The organism is Burkholderia sp. USMB20 (genome assembly GCF_000949135.2).
In the GTDB taxonomy this organism is placed as follows: Bacteria; Pseudomonadota; Gammaproteobacteria; order Burkholderiales; family Burkholderiaceae; genus Burkholderia.
Genome location: NZ_JTAN02000003.1, coordinates 260437 through 279732 on the forward strand (window position 1 = coordinate 260437; position 19296 = coordinate 279732).

General features: G+C 69.5%; 16 protein-coding genes and 2 pseudogenes. 8 read left to right on the forward strand and 10 right to left on the reverse strand.

The window, feature by feature from the left end; all coding sequences use genetic code 11:
- Nucleotides 1-107: 107 nt before the first annotated feature.
- A pseudogene (locus PL79_RS05250) lies at nucleotides 108-873 on the reverse strand (helix-turn-helix domain-containing protein).
- Between the two features lie 23 nt (nucleotides 874-896).
- Nucleotides 897-1238 carry an FKBP-type peptidyl-prolyl cis-trans isomerase gene (locus tag PL79_RS05255; protein ID WP_044846591.1) on the reverse strand — a complete coding sequence of 114 codons (342 nt, stop codon included), beginning with the start codon at nucleotides 1236-1238 and terminating at the stop codon, nucleotides 897-899.
- A gap of 590 nt (nucleotides 1239-1828) precedes the next feature.
- On the opposite strand from PL79_RS05255, the gene PL79_RS05260 reads away from it, so the two are divergent.
- Both PL79_RS05260 and PL79_RS05270 read left to right on the forward strand, forming a co-directional pair.
- Nucleotides 1829-2746 carry a metal-dependent hydrolase gene (locus PL79_RS05260; RefSeq protein WP_044846590.1) on the forward strand — a complete coding sequence of 306 codons (918 nt, stop codon included), beginning with the start codon at nucleotides 1829-1831 and terminating at the stop codon, nucleotides 2744-2746.
- A 432-nt stretch (nucleotides 2747-3178) separates the two neighbouring features.
- Nucleotides 3179-4651: a sigma-54 dependent transcriptional regulator gene (locus tag PL79_RS05270; protein ID WP_044846589.1), complete on the forward strand. Its 1473-nt coding sequence runs from the start codon at nucleotides 3179-3181 to the stop codon at nucleotides 4649-4651.
- 976 nt (nucleotides 4652-5627) lie between these two features.
- Here PL79_RS05270 and PL79_RS05280 read toward each other — a convergent pair.
- On the reverse strand, nucleotides 5628-6410 hold the full coding sequence (locus PL79_RS05280; RefSeq protein WP_044846588.1) for an ABC transporter substrate-binding protein: 783 nt from the start codon (nucleotides 6408-6410) through the stop codon (nucleotides 5628-5630).
- 233 nt (nucleotides 6411-6643) lie between these two features.
- Here PL79_RS05280 and PL79_RS05285 point away from each other — a divergent pair, with 233 nt between their 5' ends.
- Nucleotides 6644-7063 (forward strand): MbcA/ParS/Xre antitoxin family protein, encoded by a 420-nt coding sequence (locus tag PL79_RS05285; protein ID WP_044846587.1) that lies wholly within the window; start codon nucleotides 6644-6646, stop codon nucleotides 7061-7063.
- Nucleotides 7064-7065: 2 nt separating this feature from the next.
- The gene (locus PL79_RS05290) at nucleotides 7066-7764 is read left to right on the forward strand and encodes an RES family NAD+ phosphorylase (RefSeq protein WP_044846586.1); all 699 of its coding nucleotides are present in this window, start codon (nucleotides 7066-7068) and stop codon (nucleotides 7762-7764) included.
- Nucleotides 7765-7862: 98 nt separating this feature from the next.
- Here PL79_RS05290 and PL79_RS05295 read toward each other — a convergent pair whose 3' ends face one another.
- Nucleotides 7863-8588, reverse strand: coding sequence for a metallophosphoesterase (locus PL79_RS05295; RefSeq protein WP_044846585.1), 726 nt, complete (start codon nucleotides 8586-8588; stop codon nucleotides 7863-7865).
- Nucleotides 8589-8724: 136 nt separating this feature from the next.
- On the opposite strand from PL79_RS05295, the gene PL79_RS05300 reads away from it, so the two are divergent.
- A complete protein-coding gene (locus tag PL79_RS05300; protein WP_044846584.1) occupies nucleotides 8725-9378 on the forward strand; it encodes a DUF1345 domain-containing protein in 654 nt (217 codons plus the stop codon).
- 223 nt (nucleotides 9379-9601) lie between these two features.
- Here the strand turns inward: PL79_RS05300 and PL79_RS05305 are convergent, their stop codons facing one another.
- Entirely contained in the window at nucleotides 9602-10312 is a 711-nt protein-coding gene (locus PL79_RS05305) for an SAM-dependent methyltransferase (protein WP_044846583.1), read from the reverse strand.
- 300 nt (nucleotides 10313-10612) lie between these two features.
- Between PL79_RS05305 and PL79_RS05310 the strand changes: the two genes are divergently transcribed.
- Entirely contained in the window at nucleotides 10613-12262 is a 1650-nt protein-coding gene (locus PL79_RS05310; protein ID WP_044846627.1) for a DUF3459 domain-containing protein, read from the forward strand.
- Between the two features lie 37 nt (nucleotides 12263-12299).
- Here PL79_RS05310 and PL79_RS05315 read toward each other — a convergent pair whose 3' ends face one another.
- The 5 genes and pseudogenes from PL79_RS05315 to PL79_RS05335 form a co-directional block, all read right to left on the reverse strand.
- The gene (locus tag PL79_RS05315; protein ID WP_044846582.1) at nucleotides 12300-12884 is read right to left on the reverse strand and encodes a thiamine phosphate synthase; all 585 of its coding nucleotides are present in this window, start codon (nucleotides 12882-12884) and stop codon (nucleotides 12300-12302) included.
- A 22-nt stretch (nucleotides 12885-12906) separates the two neighbouring features.
- Nucleotides 12907-14247 carry a hemolysin family protein gene (locus tag PL79_RS05320; protein ID WP_044846581.1) on the reverse strand — a complete coding sequence of 447 codons (1341 nt, stop codon included), beginning with the start codon at nucleotides 14245-14247 and terminating at the stop codon, nucleotides 12907-12909.
- A 76-nt stretch (nucleotides 14248-14323) separates the two neighbouring features.
- Nucleotides 14324-15103, reverse strand: coding sequence for a sensor histidine kinase (locus tag PL79_RS05325; RefSeq protein ID WP_044846580.1), 780 nt, complete (start codon nucleotides 15101-15103; stop codon nucleotides 14324-14326).
- A gap of 67 nt (nucleotides 15104-15170) precedes the next feature.
- Complete coding sequence (locus PL79_RS05330; RefSeq protein ID WP_044846579.1) at nucleotides 15171-16094, reverse strand: DMT family transporter; 924 nt, start codon at nucleotides 16092-16094, stop codon at nucleotides 15171-15173.
- A gap of 310 nt (nucleotides 16095-16404) precedes the next feature.
- Nucleotides 16405-17028, reverse strand: a pseudogene (locus tag PL79_RS05335) (LysR family transcriptional regulator); the annotation flags it as partial.
- A gap of 67 nt (nucleotides 17029-17095) precedes the next feature.
- Between PL79_RS05335 and PL79_RS05340 the strand changes: the two are divergent.
- Nucleotides 17096-17479, forward strand: a complete 384-nt coding sequence (locus tag PL79_RS05340) for a tautomerase family protein (protein ID WP_044845252.1) — start codon at nucleotides 17096-17098, stop codon at nucleotides 17477-17479.
- A 139-nt stretch (nucleotides 17480-17618) separates the two neighbouring features.
- Nucleotides 17619-19250, forward strand: a complete 1632-nt coding sequence (locus tag PL79_RS05345) for a CHAD domain-containing protein (protein ID WP_044845253.1) — start codon at nucleotides 17619-17621, stop codon at nucleotides 19248-19250.
- Nucleotides 19251-19296: the final 46 nt, after the last annotated feature.

Genomic DNA, 19296 nt, shown 5'->3' on the forward strand with positions numbered 1-19296 from the left:
GTCGCGCGCGATGACAACGCCTGTCTAAGACCATCCGGCCATGACGCATGGGCGCGATCGGCGCAATCGCGTTCGCTATTGCAGGAAAACGGGTGGCGTCTGGCCGCTCAGTGCCGTTCGCCGCGCCAGGCGCCCGGCGCGACGCCGAAGCGTTTCGTGAACGCGTGCGTGAAGTGCTCTGGTCGCGAGCCGACCATGCCGGCGATGTCGACGAGCGGATGGCGGCCGTCGGCGAGCAGCACGGACGCCGGCGTCGAGCCGCAGCCGCTGCAGGTAGCGATGCGGGGTTTCGCCGAACGCGTCGACGAACAGTTGGTGAAACCGGCGATCCCGTAGCCGCAGTGCGCGGCGAGATCGGCGATGCGCAGCGGGCTCCGCGAGCCGCGCGCGCAGCCAGCGGTCGATGCGCGCGAAATCGAGGCCCGCCGCGGGCGCGGCGAGGCTGGCGTCGCCGAGCAGCGCGTCGCACAGACGCGCGGCGGCCTGCCACTGGAAGCGATGCGCGTGCCGCGTGTCGCCGGCCGGGCCGTCGAGCTGCGCGGCCGCTGTCGCGACCTGCGCGACGAGCGACTTCAGCGCCGGGTCGATCGACACGGCACGCGCGCTGTCGAACAGGCGCTGCGGCACCGCGAGCGACGCGGCGGGCAGGTCGAGCACGAGCTGCCGATTGTCGCCGAGGCCCGCGTAATCGTGGCGCGAGCCGGCCGGAATCAGCCAGGCCGCGTGCCGGTCGATGCGCTGGCCGACGCCGTCCACCGCCATCACCATCGCGCCGTCGACGCCGAGCACGACCTGGTGAAAGTCGTGCACGTCGGACGCTTCGCACGTGTCGTAACGGCGCAGCGCGATGGCGGGAGACGGGATGCGTTCCATCGGAAGGACGTCGGCCGGCGTCGTCAGACGGCGAGCAGTTCGACTTCGAACACGAGCGTCGCGTTCGGCGGGATCACGCCGCCTGCACCGCGCGGGCCGTAGCCGAGTTGCGGCGGGATCGTCAGGCGACGCACGCCGCCGACCTTCATGCCCTGCACGCCTTCGTCCCAGCCCTTGATGACCATGCCGCCGCCGAGCACGAACGCGAACGGGTCGTTGCGGTCCTTGCTCGAGTCGAATTTCTGACCGTCGGTCAGCCAGCCCGTGTAGTGGACGCTGACGGTCTGGCCGGCTTGCGCTTCCGCGCCGGTGCCTTCGGTCAGCTCTTCGATTTTGAGGCCCGATGCGGTCGTGGTGACAGACATGACTTCTCCTGAAAGGGGTTGGGTAAAACCGCTATTGTAGGCGAGCGCGCAGGGGGCCGCCGCAGGCGGCGAGGGCACGGCCGCGTGCCTGTCGCGCGCCGGTCGCGGCGGCGCTCGCGCATCTCGCGCTACACACGAATGGAACGCATGTTTGAATTGTTCCCGGACCGGCTCGAAGGAGTTGCACCGCGCGAACGCCGCACGCGTATGAATCGGCGCTATCCGGCCGCTCGGCGTCGCATCGAACGCCGCCGCGCCACTCCGCAAAACGCCCGTCGCGCGGGACTTGCGTGCCGATTGCGATTCGCGCGTGCGTCGCCCGCCTGCCGGTTATGCGCGGTTGCGCGCGTTCGAATCGCGACCCGCCCGAACGCCGCCCGAACGTCGTTTTTGTCACGTTGCCGACTGTGCCCTGTTTGGAAGCGCGCATCTACCGCGCGGCTTGCGCGCGGCGTCGGCCGGCGCCTATCTTTACAGCTATCGATGTCAAGATTTGGGCGTTGCGCGATGCGCAGCCCGGGCCGCGCCGGTACGGTGGCAATGGCCGCAACGGCCGGCCGGGCCGCCCGGAAACAAGGAGAACGACGAACATGAAGTCAGCCGCTTCCGCCACCGCGGCCGAGGTGATGCCGGTGCGCCGCGACCTGCGCTTCGACCTGCCGGTCGAACGCGCGAAGGACTGGCACGGGCTCGGCCCGCACGTGACGCACTTCTTCAACGCGCTGTCGCTGCTGTTTCCCGCCGGCGAACGATTCTTCATGGATTCCGTGCGCCACTATCGCGACCGGATCGACGATCCGGTGCTGAAGCGGCAGGTGCTCGGCTTCATCGGGCAGGAGGCGATGCATACGCGCGAGCACGTCGAATACAACGAATTGATGCAGGAGAACCGCCTGCCCGCGCGCAAGCTCGACAAGCGCATCTGGACCGTGCTCGGTTACATGAAGCGCAAGCTGCCGCATTCGGTGCAGCTCGCGCATACGGTCGCCGCCGAGCACTACACGGCCATGCTCGCCGACTGGCTGCTGCGCGATCCGACGCGCCTCGAAGGCTCGGTCGACGGCTACCGTCAGATGTGGGTGTGGCACGCGCTCGAGGAAACCGAGCACAAGGCCGTGTCGTTCGACGTCTGGAACATCGCGATGAAGCCGGGCCTGCGCCGTTATCTGATCCGCATCGGCGTCTATCTGCTGACGACGCTGACGTTCTGGCCGACGGTGTTCCTGCTGCACGCGACGCTGTTGTCGCGCGATCGCGACATCGAGCATCGCGTGCGCGGCATGCTGCGCATGCTCGCGTTCCTGTACGGGCCGCGTCGTGGGCTGTTTCCGCGGATCGCGGGCGAGTGGCTGAGCTTTTTCCGGCCCGGCTTCCACCCGTGGGACCGCGACAACCGCCATCACCTCGCGCGGGTCGACGCGCTCGTCGCCGCGTACGGCGAACACGACGGCGCGTCGGCCGGCCGTGGTCGCGCCAACGCGCTCGCGCCGCTCGCATCGGGACGCTGACCCGCTCGCCGCGCTGCGCGTGTTGCATTCCTGCATCATCCCCGTTTTATCCGACGATTGACCGGCATCAAGCGGAAACGGTTGCGGGTGCCGGGCCGGTGCGGCCGACCGGGCGTGCCGGCCCGTGACGCCGGTCCGATCCCGTGTGCCCGGCCTCGCGTGCCGTCCCCGCGCGCCAGCACTGGCGCGGCGTCGGGTGTTCGCGATTGGTCCGGCCTCGCTTCGCGCCCGCCGCGCCACCGGGATAACACCCATCTAGCCGCGCGTCAGCGGCGTCGATATACCGTTCATGAAAGGGTTCGCCCGGCACGCGATTATTCCCCGGGGGGATTTTATTCGGACGAAAATGCGGCCAATATGTCGGTTCGATCGACGTCCGTCGGACGCGGCGGCGAGCCAGCGCACGATACCAACGCCAAGCGGGGAACAACGATGGTTGCAAGGTCACCCGACGCAAGCGGGACGGCGGCGTCCGAGACGCCGCTCGTATCCGTCACCGCTCCCGAGGCCGGACGCAAGCTGTTCGTGATCATGCGTTCGCCGGACGAGCCGTTGCTGGCGCAACTGCGCGGGCTCGGCTGGGATATCTCGGTCGCGAAGACGGCCGGCGCCGCGCAGAACATGACGTCGGGCGTGAACGTCGCCGCCGGGCTCATCGATTTCTCGGGCTTCACGTCGCGCGACTATCCCGCGCTGAAGGCCTGCCTGAGCCAGCCGGCGATCGGCTGGATTTCCATCGCGCAGGCCGGCATCACGATCGGCGCTGCCGTGCGCGAACTGATCCGCAGCTATTGTTTCGATTACGTGACGCTGCCGCTGCCGTACGAATGGATTTCGCACGTGCTCGGCCACGCGCGCGGGATGGCCGCGCTCGATCGCGTCGACGGCGCCGCATACGCGGCATCGATCGGCGAGCACGGGATGATCGGCAACTGCGAAGCGATGCAGCAGCTGTTCAGCACGATCCGCAAGGTCGCGAAAACCGACGCGAGCGTGTTCATCTCCGGGGAGTCGGGCACCGGCAAGGAGCTGACGGCGCTCGCGATCCACGAGCGCTCGGCACGCGGCAAGGGGCCGTTCGTCGCGATCAACTGCGGCGCGATCCCGCATCACCTGCTGCAGTCGGAACTGTTCGGCTACGAGCGCGGCGCGTTCACCGGCGCGAACCAGCGGCGCGCGGGCCGGATCGAATCGGCGAACGGCGGCACGCTGTTTCTCGACGAAATCGGCGACATGCCGGTCGAAAGCCAGGCGAGCCTGCTGCGTTTCCTGCAGGAAGGGAAGATCGAGCGGCTCGGCGGCCAGGAATCGATTCCGGTCGACGTGCGGATCATCTCGGCGACGCACGTGGACCTCGACGGCGCGGTCGAAGCCGGCCGCTTCCGCGCGGACCTCTATCACCGGCTCTGCGTGCTGCGCATTCACGAGCCGCCGCTGCGCGCGCGGGGCAAGGACATCGACATCCTCGCGCATTACGTGCTGCAGAAATTCAAGGGCGACAGCGGCCGCAAGATCAGCGGCTTCACGTCGGCCGCGCTCGACGCGATGCGCCGCTACGAGTGGCCCGGCAACGTGCGCGAGCTGATCAACCGGGTGCGCCGCGCGATCGTGATGGCCGAGAGCCGGCTGCTGACACCGCACGATCTCGGGCTCGAGGTTCCGGGTGAAACGGAGCCCGTGACCCTCGAGCAGGCGCGTTCGCTCGCCGAGCGCGTCGCGATCGAGAACGCGCTGCTGCGCAACGATCACCGGATCAACAAGGCCGCCGCCGAACTCGGCATCTCGCGCGTGACGCTGTACCGGATGATGATCGAGCACGGACTCAACGACCACGACAACTCGGGCGACAACGGCGGGAAGGACGGCTCGCCGCCCGACGACGCCGACCACCAGCGGGTCGGCTGAAGGCGGCCCGGGAGCGTCCGCGGCCGGTCCGTGCGCGGGCGTCCGGCGGCATGTAAAGGGCGTGAAACGTTTCCTGCCGGCGGCTGTGCAAAAAGCCCCGGCAAACGCGGTCGGCGACGCGCGGCCCGCGCCGGGAAAATTTTCCGGCTCGTCCGCGCGCCTTGTCCGGCAAGGCGTTGCCGCCACGCGACCGGGGCCGCTCGCGCCCGGCATGTTTCAGTTTCGCAACGTCCGGCATGTCCCGCCCGACCGGGCCGCGCACTGGTCCGATGAAAGGCTTGTGCCGCCGGCCCCGAACGAAGCTGGCGCGCTCCTTGCACAGGTTGGTGTGCGAGAGTCGACGACGCGACGTCCGGCCGGTTCGGCAGCGAACCATTCGAGAACCGGCTAGGACGCAGTCCGCGGGGATGACGGCCGGACGGGCAGCATGGCCCCGCTCCGGGCGGCATGGGCCGTCGTCGTCGGATCGTCGGAGCACCGGCGGTGTCCGGTTGCCGGCACAAGCAACGACTCGAATACGGGGTAGAAAAATGAACGATCTCAACACGCCGCGGCCGGCAGGCCGCGATCGCAGTGATTCGACCCATCGCCGGTCGACCGCGCACCTTGCTGCCGGCCGGCACGCGTCGACAGGCCACCTCTCCGCGCCCGGTGCGAGGCGGATCCGGCTGATACCCGGTCATCCGCGCCGGGCCGGTGCTTTCCCGCTCGCCAATCCGGTCCGCATGGGGATGTGCACGCGGGCGCCGATACCCCGGCGCCCGGTCTTCGCTTATTGACGACGTCGAGCGCCTGCGGTCGCCAGCGCAGGCGATCCGTTTGCCATGCGAATGACGTGCGGCATCCGGTTGCGCGATACGGACGATGAAACCGGTGCGACGGCGGACGTCAGGGAGGCGTCGCCGTCCGGCGAGCAGGGGAGGGGCGGTCGGGCCGCGCGCGACGGGCATCGCACCCGTGCGCGCGCGGCGCCGCTTCAGCCGCCGTAAATGTCGAAGTCGAAGTACTTCGACGCGAGCCGCTTGTAGGTGCCGTCCTTGACCATGTCGAGGATCGCGCGATCGATCTTCGCCTTCAGGTCGGCGTCTTCCTTGCGCAGCCCGATACCGGCGCCGATGCCGAGCACCTTCTCGTCGACGAGTTCGGGCCCGACGAACTGGTAGCCCGCGCCGCGCGGCGACTTCAGGAACCCGATCGCGGCCTGCACCTCGTCCTGCAGCGCGGCGTCGAGGCGGCCCGACGTCAGGTCCGCGTATACGCCGTCCTGGTTCTGGTACGACACGACGTTCGCACCCTGCTTCGCCCAGTACGCCTTCGCATACGCTTCCTGCGTCGTGCCCTGTTCGACGCCGATCGACTTGCCCTTCAGCGATTCGGCCGTCGGCAGCAGCGGCGAGCCCTTCTTCACGACGAGCCGCGTCGGCTGGTTGTAGATCTTCGTCGTGAAACCGATCTGTTCCGCACGCTGCGGCGTGATCGACATCGACGACAGCACCGCGTCGAACTTCTTCGCCTTCAGCGCCGGGATCATCCCGTCGAAATCGTTCTCGAGCCACACGCATTTCGCCTTCAGCCGTGCGCAGATCTCGTTGCCTAGGTCGATGTCGAAGCCGACGAGCTTGCCGTCGGGCGCCTTCGATTCGAACGGCGCGTAGCTGGCGTCGGTGCCGAAGCGCAGCGTGGTCCAGTCCTTCGCGACGGCGGGGCCTGCCGATACCGCGAGCAGGGCGATCGAAACGGCGGCAATCAGTCTCTTCATGGTGGTTCCTTGGCGTGGTCTATCCGGTTCTGGGCGACACGGTTGCTGCGGGGACGCACCGCGTCCCGGTACGCTGTCCGCACGGACATTAACGCAGAAAATAAAATCGCAGTCCAGAATGGACAAAAAATATCGATCCTTCGGGAGGAATGCAGGTACGTCGGGGGACGACCCTTGCAAAAATACGAAAATGGACTAATCTTGTTAGTAAATTCGTTTCGAGACTAACGATCATGTCACAGCCCGCCTTCGATCCGCATTCCGCCCCGCGGCAGGCTTCGGTCGCGCAGATGTCGGCGGCCGGCCTGCGCGCGTTCTTCAACATCGCGCGCGACTGGGAGCTGACGATCGACGAACAGATCGTCCTGCTCGGCTCGCCCGGCCGCTCGACGTTCTTCAAGTGGAAGGCCTCGCCCGAATCGGCGCGCCTGCCGCGCGATACGCTCGAGCGGCTATCGCTGCTGCTCGGCATCTACAAGGCGCTGCAGATCCTGCTGCCGCAGCCGGCCGCGGCCGACACCTGGGTCAAGCGGCCGAACGACGCCGCTCCGTTCGGCGGCAAGCGCGCGCTCGACCGGATGCTCGCCGGCAACGTCGGCGACCTGGTCGCCGTCCGGCAATACCTCGACGCGATGCGGGGTGGCTGGGCGTGACGATGCCGATCGAAGCAGTACAGCACTGGCCCATGACCGTCGTCGACTGGGCACCTGCCTATCGCGTGATTCCCACTCGTTTTCCAGCCATCAACCTGTTCGACCGCGTCGCGTCCGCCGAGGATTTCGATGCGCTCTATGCGCTCGAATCGCTGACCAACGACCGCATCCGCAACGAAGTCGGCACGCTCGAGCTCGTGCCGCCGGCGGAGCGTCGCTACGGCCCGGGCTGGGGGCCGATCATGGCCGCGTTCACGCATCTGAATCCGCAGGGCAGCCGCTTTTCGGACGGCAGCTACGGCGTGTTCTATTGCGGGCGGTCGCGCGATACGGCGATCGCCGAAACGCGCTATCACAGCGGGCTGTTCCTGGCCGCGACGAAGGAGGCGCCGATGCGTCAGCAGATGCGGCTCTACACGGTGTATGCGCAGGGCGACGTCGCCGACGTGCGCACGTGGCCGCAGCGCAGCCCGGAGCTGCTCGATCCGCTCGATTACGGCGCGGGGCAGGCACTCGGCCGCGCGGTGCGCGACGCGGGCGGCGCGGGGATCGTCTATCCGTCGGTGCGCGACCCGCGCGGCGAGTGCCTCGCGGCGTTTCGCACGACGCTGCTGCGCGATTGTCATCACGCTGCGTATCTCGAATACAACTGGAACGGATCCGCGATCGATGCGGTGTTCGAGCTGAACCAGGTGGGTTAGCGCAGTGCTCGCGCACGCAAACGCGCGCGTGAGCGTGAGTCCGCCGAGCGTTGCCGGCCCGCGGCCTGCGCAGGCCCGTTATCGGCGTGAACGTGGGCCTAAGGCAGCGGCAGGTCGCCCGCATGACGCGCGCGCGCGTCGGCCTGCGTCAGCGACCACGTGTCGCCCGTGCGCGGCTCGACGATCGTCAGGCGTCCCGACGGTGCGAACGCGCCGGTGTCGATGAACCATTGCGCGCCGATGCGCTGCGGCGCACGCACCGGCGTGTGGCCGGTGCAGGTCAGCGACAGGCCGGCCTGCCGGGCCGGGTCGACGAGCCCCTGGACCAGGTCGCGCCCCCAGATCAGCCGCTCGCGCACGTCGGGCGAATAGCTGCCCGCGTCGAGTTCGGCGTCCGGACCGAGGAATTCCGCATGCAGCACGTTGAAGCGCGCGGGGCCGTCGCCGATCACGCGTACGAGCGGCAGCGCGTCGACGCGCGCCGCGTGCGCGTGCAGCCGTTCCGGCGGGAGGTCGGCGCCCCAGTCGCCGCCGATCCCGCGCCACGCATCGTGCGACAGCTTGCCGCGCGCGACGAGGCTCAGCACTTCTTCGTGATTGCCGCGCACCACGTGGCACCACGGGCGGTCGAGCAGCTCGAGCGCGGTTTCGGACGCGGGGCCTCGGTCGACGAGATCGCCGACCGAGAACAGCCGGTCGCGAGCCGGATCGAAGCCGATGTCGTGCAGCAGCGCGCGCAGCACATCCACGCAGCCGTGCAGATCACCGACGACGAAGTCGCGGCCGGCCGCGTTCGCGGGATGGTGGCAGAGGACGGGAGTCATCCCGATATCTTAGGCGCTCACGCCAGTCGTAACGTCATGCAGGAATGGCGATAATCGGGGCGGTACTCGCCGGCGCTGCCCGGCGGGCCGTTCGCACGCGGGCCGAACCCTTTCCATCCGCTTTCGGAATCACACGATGACGCTTTATCCGCAGGTATTACGCAACCGGCCGCGCATGGTCGCCGCCTTCGCCGCGGGCGTGCTGTGCGCGCTGCTGCTGCCGTTGCAGTTGAGACCGACCGCGCGTGCGCTGATCGGCTGGGATTGCACGGTCTGGCTGTATCTCGTGCTGATGTGGGGGCGCATGGTCACCGCACATCACCATCAGGTGCGCGAGATCGCGATCCGCGAGGACGAGAACGCGACGACCGTGCTGACGGTGATCTGCATCGCGACGGTCGCGAGCGTCGCCGCGATCGCGATCGAGCTCGCCACCGCGAAGAACGTCGGCTTTCGTGCCGGGCTCGGCCACTACGCGGTCACGGGCGCGACGCTGTTCGGCGCATGGTTCCTGATCCCGACGATCTTCACGCTGCACTATGCGCGACTCTATTACGGCTCGCCGAGCAGCGATCGCGCGCTGCGGTTTCCCGACCGCAACCCCGAGCCCGACTACTGGGATTTCCTGTATTTCGCCTTTACGCTCGCGGTCGCGTCGCAGACGGCCGACGTGTCGCTCGCGAATCGCGCCGCGCGTCGCGCGGTGCTCGCGCAGTCGATCCTGTCGTTCTACTTCAACATGGCCGTGCTCGGGCTGTCGATCAACGTCGCGGCAGGGTTGCTGAGCTGACGCGGATGACTTGAGCCGTTCTTACCGTCGCCGCGCTCGAGCGCGGTGGTCGGCGGCCCGCGCGTGGCTCGCTATCGAGACAGCGAGCGATCGGCGGATGCGTGCCGCCGTCGCCACGCGCCATCGCGGCTTCGAGCGGAAAGCGCGTCCGGATGGTGGCCGCGCTGACGCTGCGGCTCGCCGCTTCGCCCCGACTCACGCCGACTCACGCCGACTTACGCCGTCACGCGCCGCACCGCGCCGCGATCCACGCGCCCCAGAACAGGCTCGAGAAAAAGCGCAGCGGCGCATCGAAGCCCGCATCGTGCAGCAACGCGAAGACGGCTTCCTCGGCAGCGGGCGGATCGGCGCCCTGCAGGATTTTCGCCAGCTGCGCACGCACGGCGTCGGGCGTCGCGCCCTTCATCCGCCAGCGCTGCTGCCACGCGTCGAGCAGGCGAGGGTGCTCCGCATAGCGGCGATAGTTGGCCGCGATCACGAGCGGTGCACCGGGCTTCAGGCGGCGCGCGATCGCATCCAGCAGCGCGGCCTTCGCCGCATCGCCGGGGACGTGATGCAGCACGCCGATCAGCGTCGCGCCGTCGAACGCCGGCGCATCGGGCAGCGCGTCGACGCCGGCCTCGACGAATCGCGTGCGGGCGGCGAACCCCGCCGCTTCGACGTTGGCACGCGCGAGCGCGAGCATCGGCGCGGACGGATCGACGGCCGTGAACTGCCAGCCCGGTTCGAGCGCCGCGGGCACGCAGATTTCCTGCCCCGTGCCGCCTGCGCCCACGACGAGGAGCCGCGCATCGCGTACACCGATCGCCGACGCGAGCATGCACGCGGCGAGTTCGTGGCACGCATCGTAGCCGGCGAGCGCGATGCGGGATTGTTCGGCGTATTCGTGCGCGCGTGCCGGATCGAACTTCGCGGCGCTGGCGGGGAGCGACATGGAGATTCCTCGAATTCTGGCGCGGGCGGGGTGCCCACGCGCATCGCACCGAGCGTAAGCGCGGGGCCGCGGCGCAACAAGGCGAGCGACCATTCCGGTATGCGGACTACCCGATTCGGCGCGCATCGCGCGCAATCGATGCCGGGGTCGATTCGCATTTAAAAATGTGAGGATTCGATGCGTCGCGATCGTGAAAGCGGCGCATACTTTTCTTCCCCCCTGCCTGGCCGTCGCATGCCGGGCCCGATGCGCCGCGCGAATCGCGCGGCCATGCCGCTCGGCACGCACGAGGAGCGCATCATGTCAGATTGTCCGCACGATCCGTATGCGCAGCACTACATACACTGCCTGCCGTCCGGCGCGCAGCCCTGCGGTGCGCTCGGCACGTCGCCGCGCACGCATTTCCGCGTGTGGGCGCCGGGCAGCACGCATGTTCAGCTCGAACTCGATACCGGCTCCGGCCCGACGCTCGTCCCGATGACGGCGGCCGGTCCGCACTGGTTCGAAGTGTTCGTCGAATGCGGTGCGGGCGCGCGTTACCGTTACCGGCTCGACGATGTCGTGTCGATTCCCGATCCCGCGTCGCGTTCGCAACCGGACGGGCTCAACGGCCCGAGCGAGGTCGTCGATCCGCGCGCGTTCACATGGCGCAACACGTTCTGGCGCGGCCGCCCGTGGGAAGACATCGCGCTGTACGCGATTCGTCCGCACGCGGTGGGCGGCTTCGACGGCGTGCGCCGCCGGTTGCCGCAGCTCGCGCGCCTCGGCGTGACCGCGCTGGAGTTGCTCGCGTCGCCGCACGACAGCCTGCCGTTCGCGCCGCTCGCGTCCGAGGGCGGCCCCGACGCGCTGAAGGCATTGATCGACGCCGCGCACGGCTACGGTCTCGCGGTGCTGCTGGAGCTCGATTACGCGCGCTTCGGCAGCGGCACCGACGCGCTGCGCCATTACGCGGTGCCGTTCTTCCATACGCGCGACGATCCGCTGCAGGCGGCGCCGCTTGCGCTCGACCATCCGGAAGTCTGCGACTTCTTCTGCGACAACGCGCTGTACTGGATCGACGAATACCGTTGCGACGGCCTGCGGTTGCGCGAGGCCGACCGGATCGGCACGTCGTGGCTGCGCGAGATCGCCGACCGCGTGCGCGCGGCCGTGCCGGCCGACCGGATGATCCACCTCGTGCTCGGCAGCGAGCGTCATCCGGTGCACCTGGCCGATACGCATTTCGATGCGCAGTGGAACGGTTGCGGAGAACGCGCATTGCATCGGCTGACGGGGCGCGACACATCGGCGCACGAAGGGATTTCGCCCCACCAGTCGATCCACACGCTCGCGCGCGCGCTGACCGCCGCAGGCGCGGCGTTCCAGCCGGCGGCGGCGGGCGACGGCCCGTGCGCCGAAGGGCTGTCGCTCACGTCGCTGGTGCTGTCCGACGGCGCGTGGCGCGACAGCGAACAGCGCGACAGCGAGCAGGCGGCGGGCCTCGCGGCGCTTGCGTTGTCGCTGCTCACGCCGCAGATCCCGCTGATCTTCGACGAAACCGCGCGCGATGTCGATCGCGCGCATTTCGTGCAGTCGGCGCTCGCGGTGCGCGCGAAGCTGATCGCGCCGCGGCTGTCCGATTGCCGGCCGCAGGACGCGCATGCGTTGAAGGCGAGCGGTGACGGCGATGCCGACGCGCTGCTCGCGTCATGGCGGCTCGCCGACGACGAGACGCTGACCATCGCGTTGAACCTGTCGCCCGACGCGGTGCCGTTCGATGCGCCGCGCGGGCAGGTCGTGTTCGAGACGCCGGCACGCGCACGCGACCGGGTTGACGAAGGGGAGTTGCCGCCGTATTCGCTCGTCGCGTGGCTGACGGGCGACGTCAACCGGTACGCGCTGACGCACGACGTGCGTCGGATCGACGACCGCGCATGGCGCGCGATGCGTCCCGTTCCGCACGCGTGATGCCCGGAGGGTCGGGCGCTGGCGCGCCCGGCCGCCCTTACCAGAAACCGCGAATGCCCGCGACGCCGTACGCGCCGTGGCGGCGCGCGTCGTCGAGATGCGCGCGCGTCATGCCGCCGAGCGCATAGACCGGCATCGCGGCCTGCGCGGCCAGCACAGCGAATTGCGTCCAGCCGAGCGTCGGCGCGCCGGGATGGCTGAGCGTCGGCAGCACGGGCGACAGCGTGACGAAATCCACGCCCGCGCGCGCGGCCAGCACGAGATCGTCGGCCGCATGGCAAGCGGCCGACATGCGGCGCGAGGCCGGCAGCGGCCGTTGCGCGACGGCGCGCAGCGCGGCGCCGTCGAGGTGCCAGCCCGCGCCGTCGAGCCGCATCACGCCGGCCGCGTCGATCGGCCCGTTGAGCATCAGTTGCGCGCCGGCCGCGTCGCAGCGCGCGAGCGCATCGGCGGCCAGCCGCGCGAACGCGGCCGCGTCGAACGACTTCACGCGCAGCTGCACGAGCGTTTCGCCGCGCGCGAGCACGGCCGACAGCGTGTCGAGGAATGCGCGGCAATCGGCGGCCGACGCGGACGCCGGCTCCGGCGTGATCACGCAGCAGCGCGGCAGCGTCGGCGTCATCGCGCGCGGCCCGCGGCGGCCGTCATTCGTCGGCCTCCTTCGCGATCTTCGGATAGACGCGCACCAGCACGATGCGCGGACCGTTCATCTTCTTCACGACGACGTCGAAGCGATCGAACGACACGCGCTGCCCTTCGGTCGGCAGATCGCTGAGCGCGTGAATCACCAGGCCGCCGACCGATTCCGCACGCCCTTCGTCGATGTCGATGCCGAGCGCCTGCTCGAGCGACACGACGGGCAGGCTGCCCTTGCCCATCAGCGTGCCGTCGTCGAGGCGGCTCCAGTCCGCGTCGCCCTGGCGGAACTCGTCGTGGATCTGGCCGACCAGCGCACCGAGCAGGTTGTCGAGCGTCAGGAAGCCGATCGGCTTCTCGCCCTTGTTGCCGACCAGCGCGAAGTGCGGCGCACCCTTGCGGAAGCGGCGGAACAGCTCCAGCGCCGGCGTGTCGGGCTTCACGTACTGCACCGGGCGCACATAGTCGGACAGGTCCTCGAGCGCCGCCCCGGCGTGACGCGCGAGCAGCAGGTCCTTCAGGTGGATCAGCCCGCTCACCTGTTCGCGCGACGCATCCTCGAACAGCGGATAGCGGCTGAAGCGGTGCCGCGCGACGATTTCCATGTTGTCGGGCAGCGGCAGGTCGCGGCGCAGGCCGATCATTTCATGCGCCGGCCGCATCAGGTCCGACACCGTCATCGACGAGAAATCGAGCGAGTGCGCGAGCGTGTTCCACTCGTCGTTGGTGTACGTGCCGCGCGCCGGCTGGGCCGCGTTGCCCGCGCTGCGGCGGCTGCGCAGGATCAGCTTCAGCTCGTCGGTCGAGTAGTGCGCATCGCCGCCATGGTCGGCCGACAGGCCCGCGAGCTTCAGCACCGCGTTCGCGCTGGTGTTGAGCACCCAGATCGCCGGATACATCGCCCAGTAGAACGCGTAGAGCGGCAGCGCGACCCACAGGCCGACCTTCTCCGACTGGCGGATCGCCATCGATTTCGGCGCGAGCTCGCCGACCACGATGTGCAGGAACGAGATCAGCGAGAACGCGAACACGAGCGAAATCAGGTGCACGATGCGCTCGGACTGCACGCCGATCAGGTCGAGCAGCGGGCCGATCAGTTCCGCGAACGCCGGCTCGCCGACCCAGCCGAGGCCGAGCGACGCGAGCGTGATGCCGAGCTGGCAGGCGGACAGATACGCGTCGAGCCGGCCGTGCACGATCGCGAGGATGCGTCCGCGCAGGCCGTGCTTGCGGGCAAGTGTCTTGACGCGCGTCGCGCGCAGTTTGACGAGGCCGAATTCGGCTGCGACGAAAAACCCGTTGAGGGCCACCAGGAACAACGCGCCGATGAGCGCGAAGATCTGTAACAAAGAATCGCTCCAGTCATGACAGGCCCAACAGTATAGGGCCGGAAAGGGAAATGTAATGTGTCGGGCGGCCGATGGCTTACACCGGCGCCTCGCAGGGGACGGTGAGCGACAGGGTGACGGCGGCGCCGTCGGCGAACGGGGCGTGGGTGAAGGAGCCGCCATGCGCGAGCGCGACACGCTGGCACAGCGCGAGCGCCGCTGCGACGCGCTTCGCGTCGCGCGGGTGCAGCATCTCGCGGCGCGCGAACGGTTCGAATGCATGCGGCAGCGCCGGATCGGCGAGGGCGGCGGCGTTCACGTCGCAGGCGACGTGCGCGACGTACTGCGCGCCGTCACGCGCGCACGTGAACGTCACGCGGCTGCCGGCGGCGCTGGCTTCGACGGCCGTCGTCAGCATCGTCCAGAGCGCCTGCGCGATGCGCTCGCGGTCGGCGGTCAGCGACGGCTCGCCGTCGGGCAGCGTCGCGTCGACGCTCACTTGTCGTGCGTCGGCGAGTGCGCAGCGCACCAGTGCGAGCGTGTCGTCGAGCAGCGGGCGCAGCGCGAACGGCTGCGTGGCGATCGCCAGGGTGCGTGTTGCCGCGCGCGGTGCGTCGAGCACGTCGTCGATCAGCGCGACCTGCTGGTCGATCCCCGCGCGGATGCCCGCGAGCGCGCGTTGCAGGTTCGGGTCGGCGCTGGCGAGCTGGCGCTCGAGCACGTACGCCCAGCTGTGCATCGCGTTCAGCGGGCTGCGCAGGTCGTGCGAAGCGATGGACAGCGCCTGGTCGCGCTGGAACAGCGCGGCCTCGGCGGCATAGTGCGCTGCGCGTTCGCGCAGCAGGTCGGCGGCGGGATCGACGGGAGTGGACGTCACGGGGCTGGCCTGTCGGAAGCGGTTGGCATGAAAAGCACGCGAACCGCCATTATAGGGATCGTGCGTGTCACGCCGGCAGCGCGTCCTCGTCCTTTTTCCGTGCGTCGCCGTTCGGCAGCAACTGGCACGCGAGCAGGCCGGCGAGCATCAGCGCGCAGCCGACCAGCGCGCGCAGCGTCAGCGTCTCGCCGAGCGCGGCCCAGCCGGCGATGGCCGCGAACACCCCCTCCATGCTGAAGATCACGGCCGCGTGCGCCGGCGCCGCATCGCGCTGCGCGACGACCTGCAGCGTATAGCCGACGCCGACCGACAGCAGCCCGCCGTACAGCAGCGTCGGCAGCGCGCGCTTCAGCATCGCGAGGTTGACCGGCTCGATCGCGAGGCCGGCCGCGAGGCACAGCACGCCGCACGCGACGAATTGCAGGAACGCGAGCACGAGCGGATCGTGCCGCTTCGCGAAATGGCCGACGGTCATCACGTGCGCGGCGATGACCACGGCGCCCGCGAGCTGGAACCAGTCGCCGTAGAGCACCGAGAAATGCTCGTCGATGCTGAGGAAGTACAGGCCGAGCGCCGCGAGCAGCGCGCCGAACCACGTGCCGGCGCCGATCCGGTGGCGGACGAACACGCCCATCAGCGGCACGATCACGACGTACAGCGAGCTGATGAAGCCCGCGTTCGCGACCCGCGTGTACTGCAGGCCGACCTGCTGCAGCGAGATCGACACGGCGAGCAGCACGCCGAGCGCGAGGCCCGGCGCGAACAGGGCCGGCTCGCGGCGAATCGCCGCGAACTGCGCGCGCGAGCCTGCGTTGACCATCAGCAGCGGGAGCAGCACCAGCGCGCCGAGCAGGAAGCGCAGCCCCGTGAACAGGAACGGCCCGATCACGTCGAGGCTCAGTCGTTGCGCGACGAACGCCGAGCCCCAGATCGCGGCGGCGGCGAGCATCAGCAGGTTGGCACGGAGGTGCTTGCGGGCGTCGGGTTTCATCGGAATTCGTCAGGGGATTGCGGGCAGCGGAACCGCGTAGTTTACGCCGAGATTGCAAGGCTGTCGGAAAACCTGCGAAGTGCGGCCGCCGCGCGGGCGTCGCGCACGCGCGAATACAGCACGACCTGCGAATGCGGCAGCGGCGGCAAACCGAATTCGTGCGACGTCGACAGCCGTGCGCGGGCGACCCGCCGGGCCAGGGACAGACCGCGAGCCCGGCCGCGGCGGCGGCGTGACCGCCGCGACGCCCCGCCCGTAAAGCGCTCCGCGCCACGGCCGCCCGCATGCTCGAGCGCACGCAGCGCGGCGGCCCGCACGCCGCACGGCCGGCCAGCACCGCGAGCGGCAGCGGCTCGCCCGCGCGCGCGCCCAGTCGGGCGCGGCGAGCCATGCGAGCGGTTCGGTGAACAGCAGCGTGCCGTCGTCGCGGCGGCGGATCCTCGCCCGGTTCGTGTCGCACGATCGCCGCGTCGAGCCGCCGTTCGTCGTATTGCGCGAGCAGGCTCGCCGACATGCCCAGATGCATCTCCAGCGACAGCCCGGGATCCTGCCGGTGCAGGCTCGTCAGCACGGCCGGCAGGTCGGGCACCGCGACATGCTCGCTGACCCCGAGCGACAGGCGGTGCGTGCCGGCCGAAATCGCGCCGAGCGCCTGGTCGTGCGCGTCGAGCAGCGCGCGGGCGGCCGGCAGGAAGTTCTCGCCGTCCGCCGCCAGCTTGACGACGCGCGGCGTGCGTGCGAGCAGCGGCTTGCCCAGGTGCGCTTCGAGCCGCTTCAGCTTCAGGCTGACGGCCGATTGCGTGGTGCCGAGCGCGTCGGCGGCGCGCGTGAAGCTCGCGAGATCGGCGACCAGCACGAATGCGCGCACCGCATCGAGGTCGAGGACTTTCATTGCAAATGTAAATGAATGAAATATTGGATGATGACTGTTCATTATAGTTCTGCGCGCCTAACCTGACCTTGCGTTTCCGATTCTCAACGTCACCGAAAGGAGCAGGACCATGCCATTCACCCGTATCGCCGTGCGCGAAGGCAAACCGGCCGCCTACCGTGCGGCGCTCGTCGACGGCGTGCACCGCGCGCTCATGCAGACGTTCAACGTGCCCGAGGACGACATCTTCATGGTCGTGACCGAGCATTCGGCCGAGAACTTCTTCTTCGGCCGCCACTACCTCGACATCGAACGCAGCGACGATCTGGTGATGGTCCAGATCACGGCGAACAACACGCGCACGCTCGAGCAGAAGCAGGCGCTGTACCGGACCATCGCCGAGAATCTCGCGCGGCAGCCCGGCGTGCGGCCGCAGGACGTCTTCATCAGTCTCGTCGAAGTGCTGAAGGAGGACTGGTCGTTCGGCAACGGCATCGCGCAATACGTCGTCTGATACGTCGTTTGATGCGTGACACGGGCGACAGGGCCAGATCGTCGCCCGCGCGTATTGGCCGCGTGTACTATGGAAGCTGCTTCACGGACGACGCCGGCACGGAGGACGTGCCGGCGATTCTTCATGTGCAGGAGCCTCCATGTCGCGTGTGCTGGAAATCGTGTTGTGCCTGTCGCTGGAAGGTTGGCCGGTCAGGGCGGGAAGCCGGGCCCGTGGTGAGCAGCGCGACTTCGGCGCCGAACTCGTCCGTGCGTGGCGGATCTGTCCGCAGGTGCGGATGCGGCGCGGCCAGGAACGCGTGACGATCGAGCCATGCCAGGTCGAGGAAGCCGAGCCGAGCCCCGGCGAGTGCTGGTGGACGTGGATCGAGTCAAACGCGCACGGGCGGCGGGTCGTCGCGTCGCGCACGAAGGCATTCGCGCCCGGCGTCGTGGAGCGCGAACTGTTCGATGCCGAACACGCGGGCATCGCCGTGGCCACGCCCGCATCGGCGCCGATCGCCGATGCGGATGCGCCGCAGGCGACCGGCGAGGGCGACCGCGTGACGGCCGACGCCGTTGCCGAAGCGGCGCTCGCCGCATCGTCCGGGCCGGCGCCGCTGCGGCTCGTCAGCGAGCGGCGGCGCGGGCGCTGGGCGGACGACAGCGGCGTGGTGGTCGAGATGACGCTCGACGACATCATTCTGCACCGTGGCACCGAACCACCGCGCCGCCAGGTCGAGCTGCGCCTCGCGGCGCCCGACTGGGAAACCGTCGCCGCGCGCACGGCCGCGCTGCGCGCGCTGTTCGCCGCCGCGCGCGAGCTCAGCGGCGCATGGCCCGCGTTCGTGCAGCTCACCAGCGTGATCGATCGCGCGTGCGCGGGCGAGCCCGCCGTCGCTCGGCCGGTCAAGGCGCAACTCGTCGACCTGACCGGCATCCGCACGCAGCGGGCCGCGCTGTTCGCGCTGTCCGGCGACATTGCCGCGCAATGGCTCGGCAACGAGGGCGGTGTGCTCGATCGCGACGATCCCGAGTTCGTGCACCAGATGCGCGTCGCGCTGCGCCGGCTGCGCACGCTGATGCGCTTCTTTCCACGCTTTGCGGACGAGCAATGGAAGAACACGTTCGGCGCCGACTTGCGCTGGGTCGCGTCGCTGCTCGGCACGGTGCGCGACTGGGACGTGTTCTCGACCGAAAGCCTGCCCGCGCTGATCGCGGCCGACGGCGGCAGCGCCGATTGGGACGGCACGCTCGACGCCGCGCGCGTCCAGGCGACGGCGGCGCGCGTCGAACTGCGCCAGGCGTTGCATTCGGCGCGCTATGCGCGCCTGACGCTCGGCTGGCTCGAATGGCTGAGCGCGCTCGCGCTGCCGCCGGCCGCCGGCGACGACGACACGCCGTCGCTGCGGCGCCACGCGACCAAGCGCGTGCGGCGGCTGTTCGGTCACCTGTATGCATCGCCGTCGCTCACGTCGCTCGACACGGCCGCGCGGCACCAGGTGCGGATCGACGCGAAGCGGCTGCGCTACGCGCTCGAGTTCTTCGCGTCGCTGGCCTCGCGCCGCACGCGCAACGAAACGGTCAAGACGCTCGCGCGCGTGCAGAGCGTGCTCGGCGAGGCGAACGACACGATCGTCGCGCTGCATCATCTCGAGCAACTGGCGGCGCCCGCGTACCAGCTCGGTTTCGTGCGCGGCTACGGTGCGGCGCTCGAGCAACGCGCGGCGCGCGACGCCGAGGCGCTGCTCGCGAGCCTGCGCCCGCCGAAGCTCGACAGCAAGCCGCGTTGAGCGGCGCGCGCTCACTATAATGGCCACCCGTTTTCTTCCGACAGAC

What these genes read in the sequence shown, in the direction of transcription:
- PL79_RS05255 (WP_044846591.1), bottom strand. Translation starts at nt 1,238, where the DNA reads ATGTCTGTCACCACGACCGCATCGGGCCTCAAAATCGAAGAGCTGACC.
- PL79_RS05260 (WP_044846590.1), top strand. Translation starts at nt 1,829, where the DNA reads ATGAAGTCAGCCGCTTCCGCCACCGCGGCCGAGGTGATGCCGGTGCGC.
- PL79_RS05270 (WP_044846589.1), top strand. Translation starts at nt 3,179, where the DNA reads ATGGTTGCAAGGTCACCCGACGCAAGCGGGACGGCGGCGTCCGAGACG.
- PL79_RS05280 (WP_044846588.1), bottom strand. Translation starts at nt 6,410, where the DNA reads ATGAAGAGACTGATTGCCGCCGTTTCGATCGCCCTGCTCGCGGTATCG.
- PL79_RS05285 (WP_044846587.1), top strand. Translation starts at nt 6,644, where the DNA reads ATGTCACAGCCCGCCTTCGATCCGCATTCCGCCCCGCGGCAGGCTTCG.
- PL79_RS05290 (WP_044846586.1), top strand. Translation starts at nt 7,066, where the DNA reads ATGCCGATCGAAGCAGTACAGCACTGGCCCATGACCGTCGTCGACTGG.
- PL79_RS05295 (WP_044846585.1), bottom strand. Translation starts at nt 8,588, where the DNA reads ATGACTCCCGTCCTCTGCCACCATCCCGCGAACGCGGCCGGCCGCGAC.
- PL79_RS05300 (WP_044846584.1), top strand. Translation starts at nt 8,725, where the DNA reads ATGACGCTTTATCCGCAGGTATTACGCAACCGGCCGCGCATGGTCGCC.
- PL79_RS05305 (WP_044846583.1), bottom strand. Translation starts at nt 10,312, where the DNA reads ATGTCGCTCCCCGCCAGCGCCGCGAAGTTCGATCCGGCACGCGCGCAC.
- PL79_RS05310 (WP_044846627.1), top strand. Translation starts at nt 10,613, where the DNA reads ATGTCAGATTGTCCGCACGATCCGTATGCGCAGCACTACATACACTGC.
- PL79_RS05315 (WP_044846582.1), bottom strand. Translation starts at nt 12,884, where the DNA reads ATGACGCCGACGCTGCCGCGCTGCTGCGTGATCACGCCGGAGCCGGCG.
- PL79_RS05330 (WP_044846579.1), bottom strand. Translation starts at nt 16,094, where the DNA reads ATGAAACCCGACGCCCGCAAGCACCTCCGTGCCAACCTGCTGATGCTC.
- PL79_RS05340 (WP_044845252.1), top strand. Translation starts at nt 17,096, where the DNA reads ATGCCATTCACCCGTATCGCCGTGCGCGAAGGCAAACCGGCCGCCTAC.
- PL79_RS05345 (WP_044845253.1), top strand. Translation starts at nt 17,619, where the DNA reads ATGTCGCGTGTGCTGGAAATCGTGTTGTGCCTGTCGCTGGAAGGTTGG.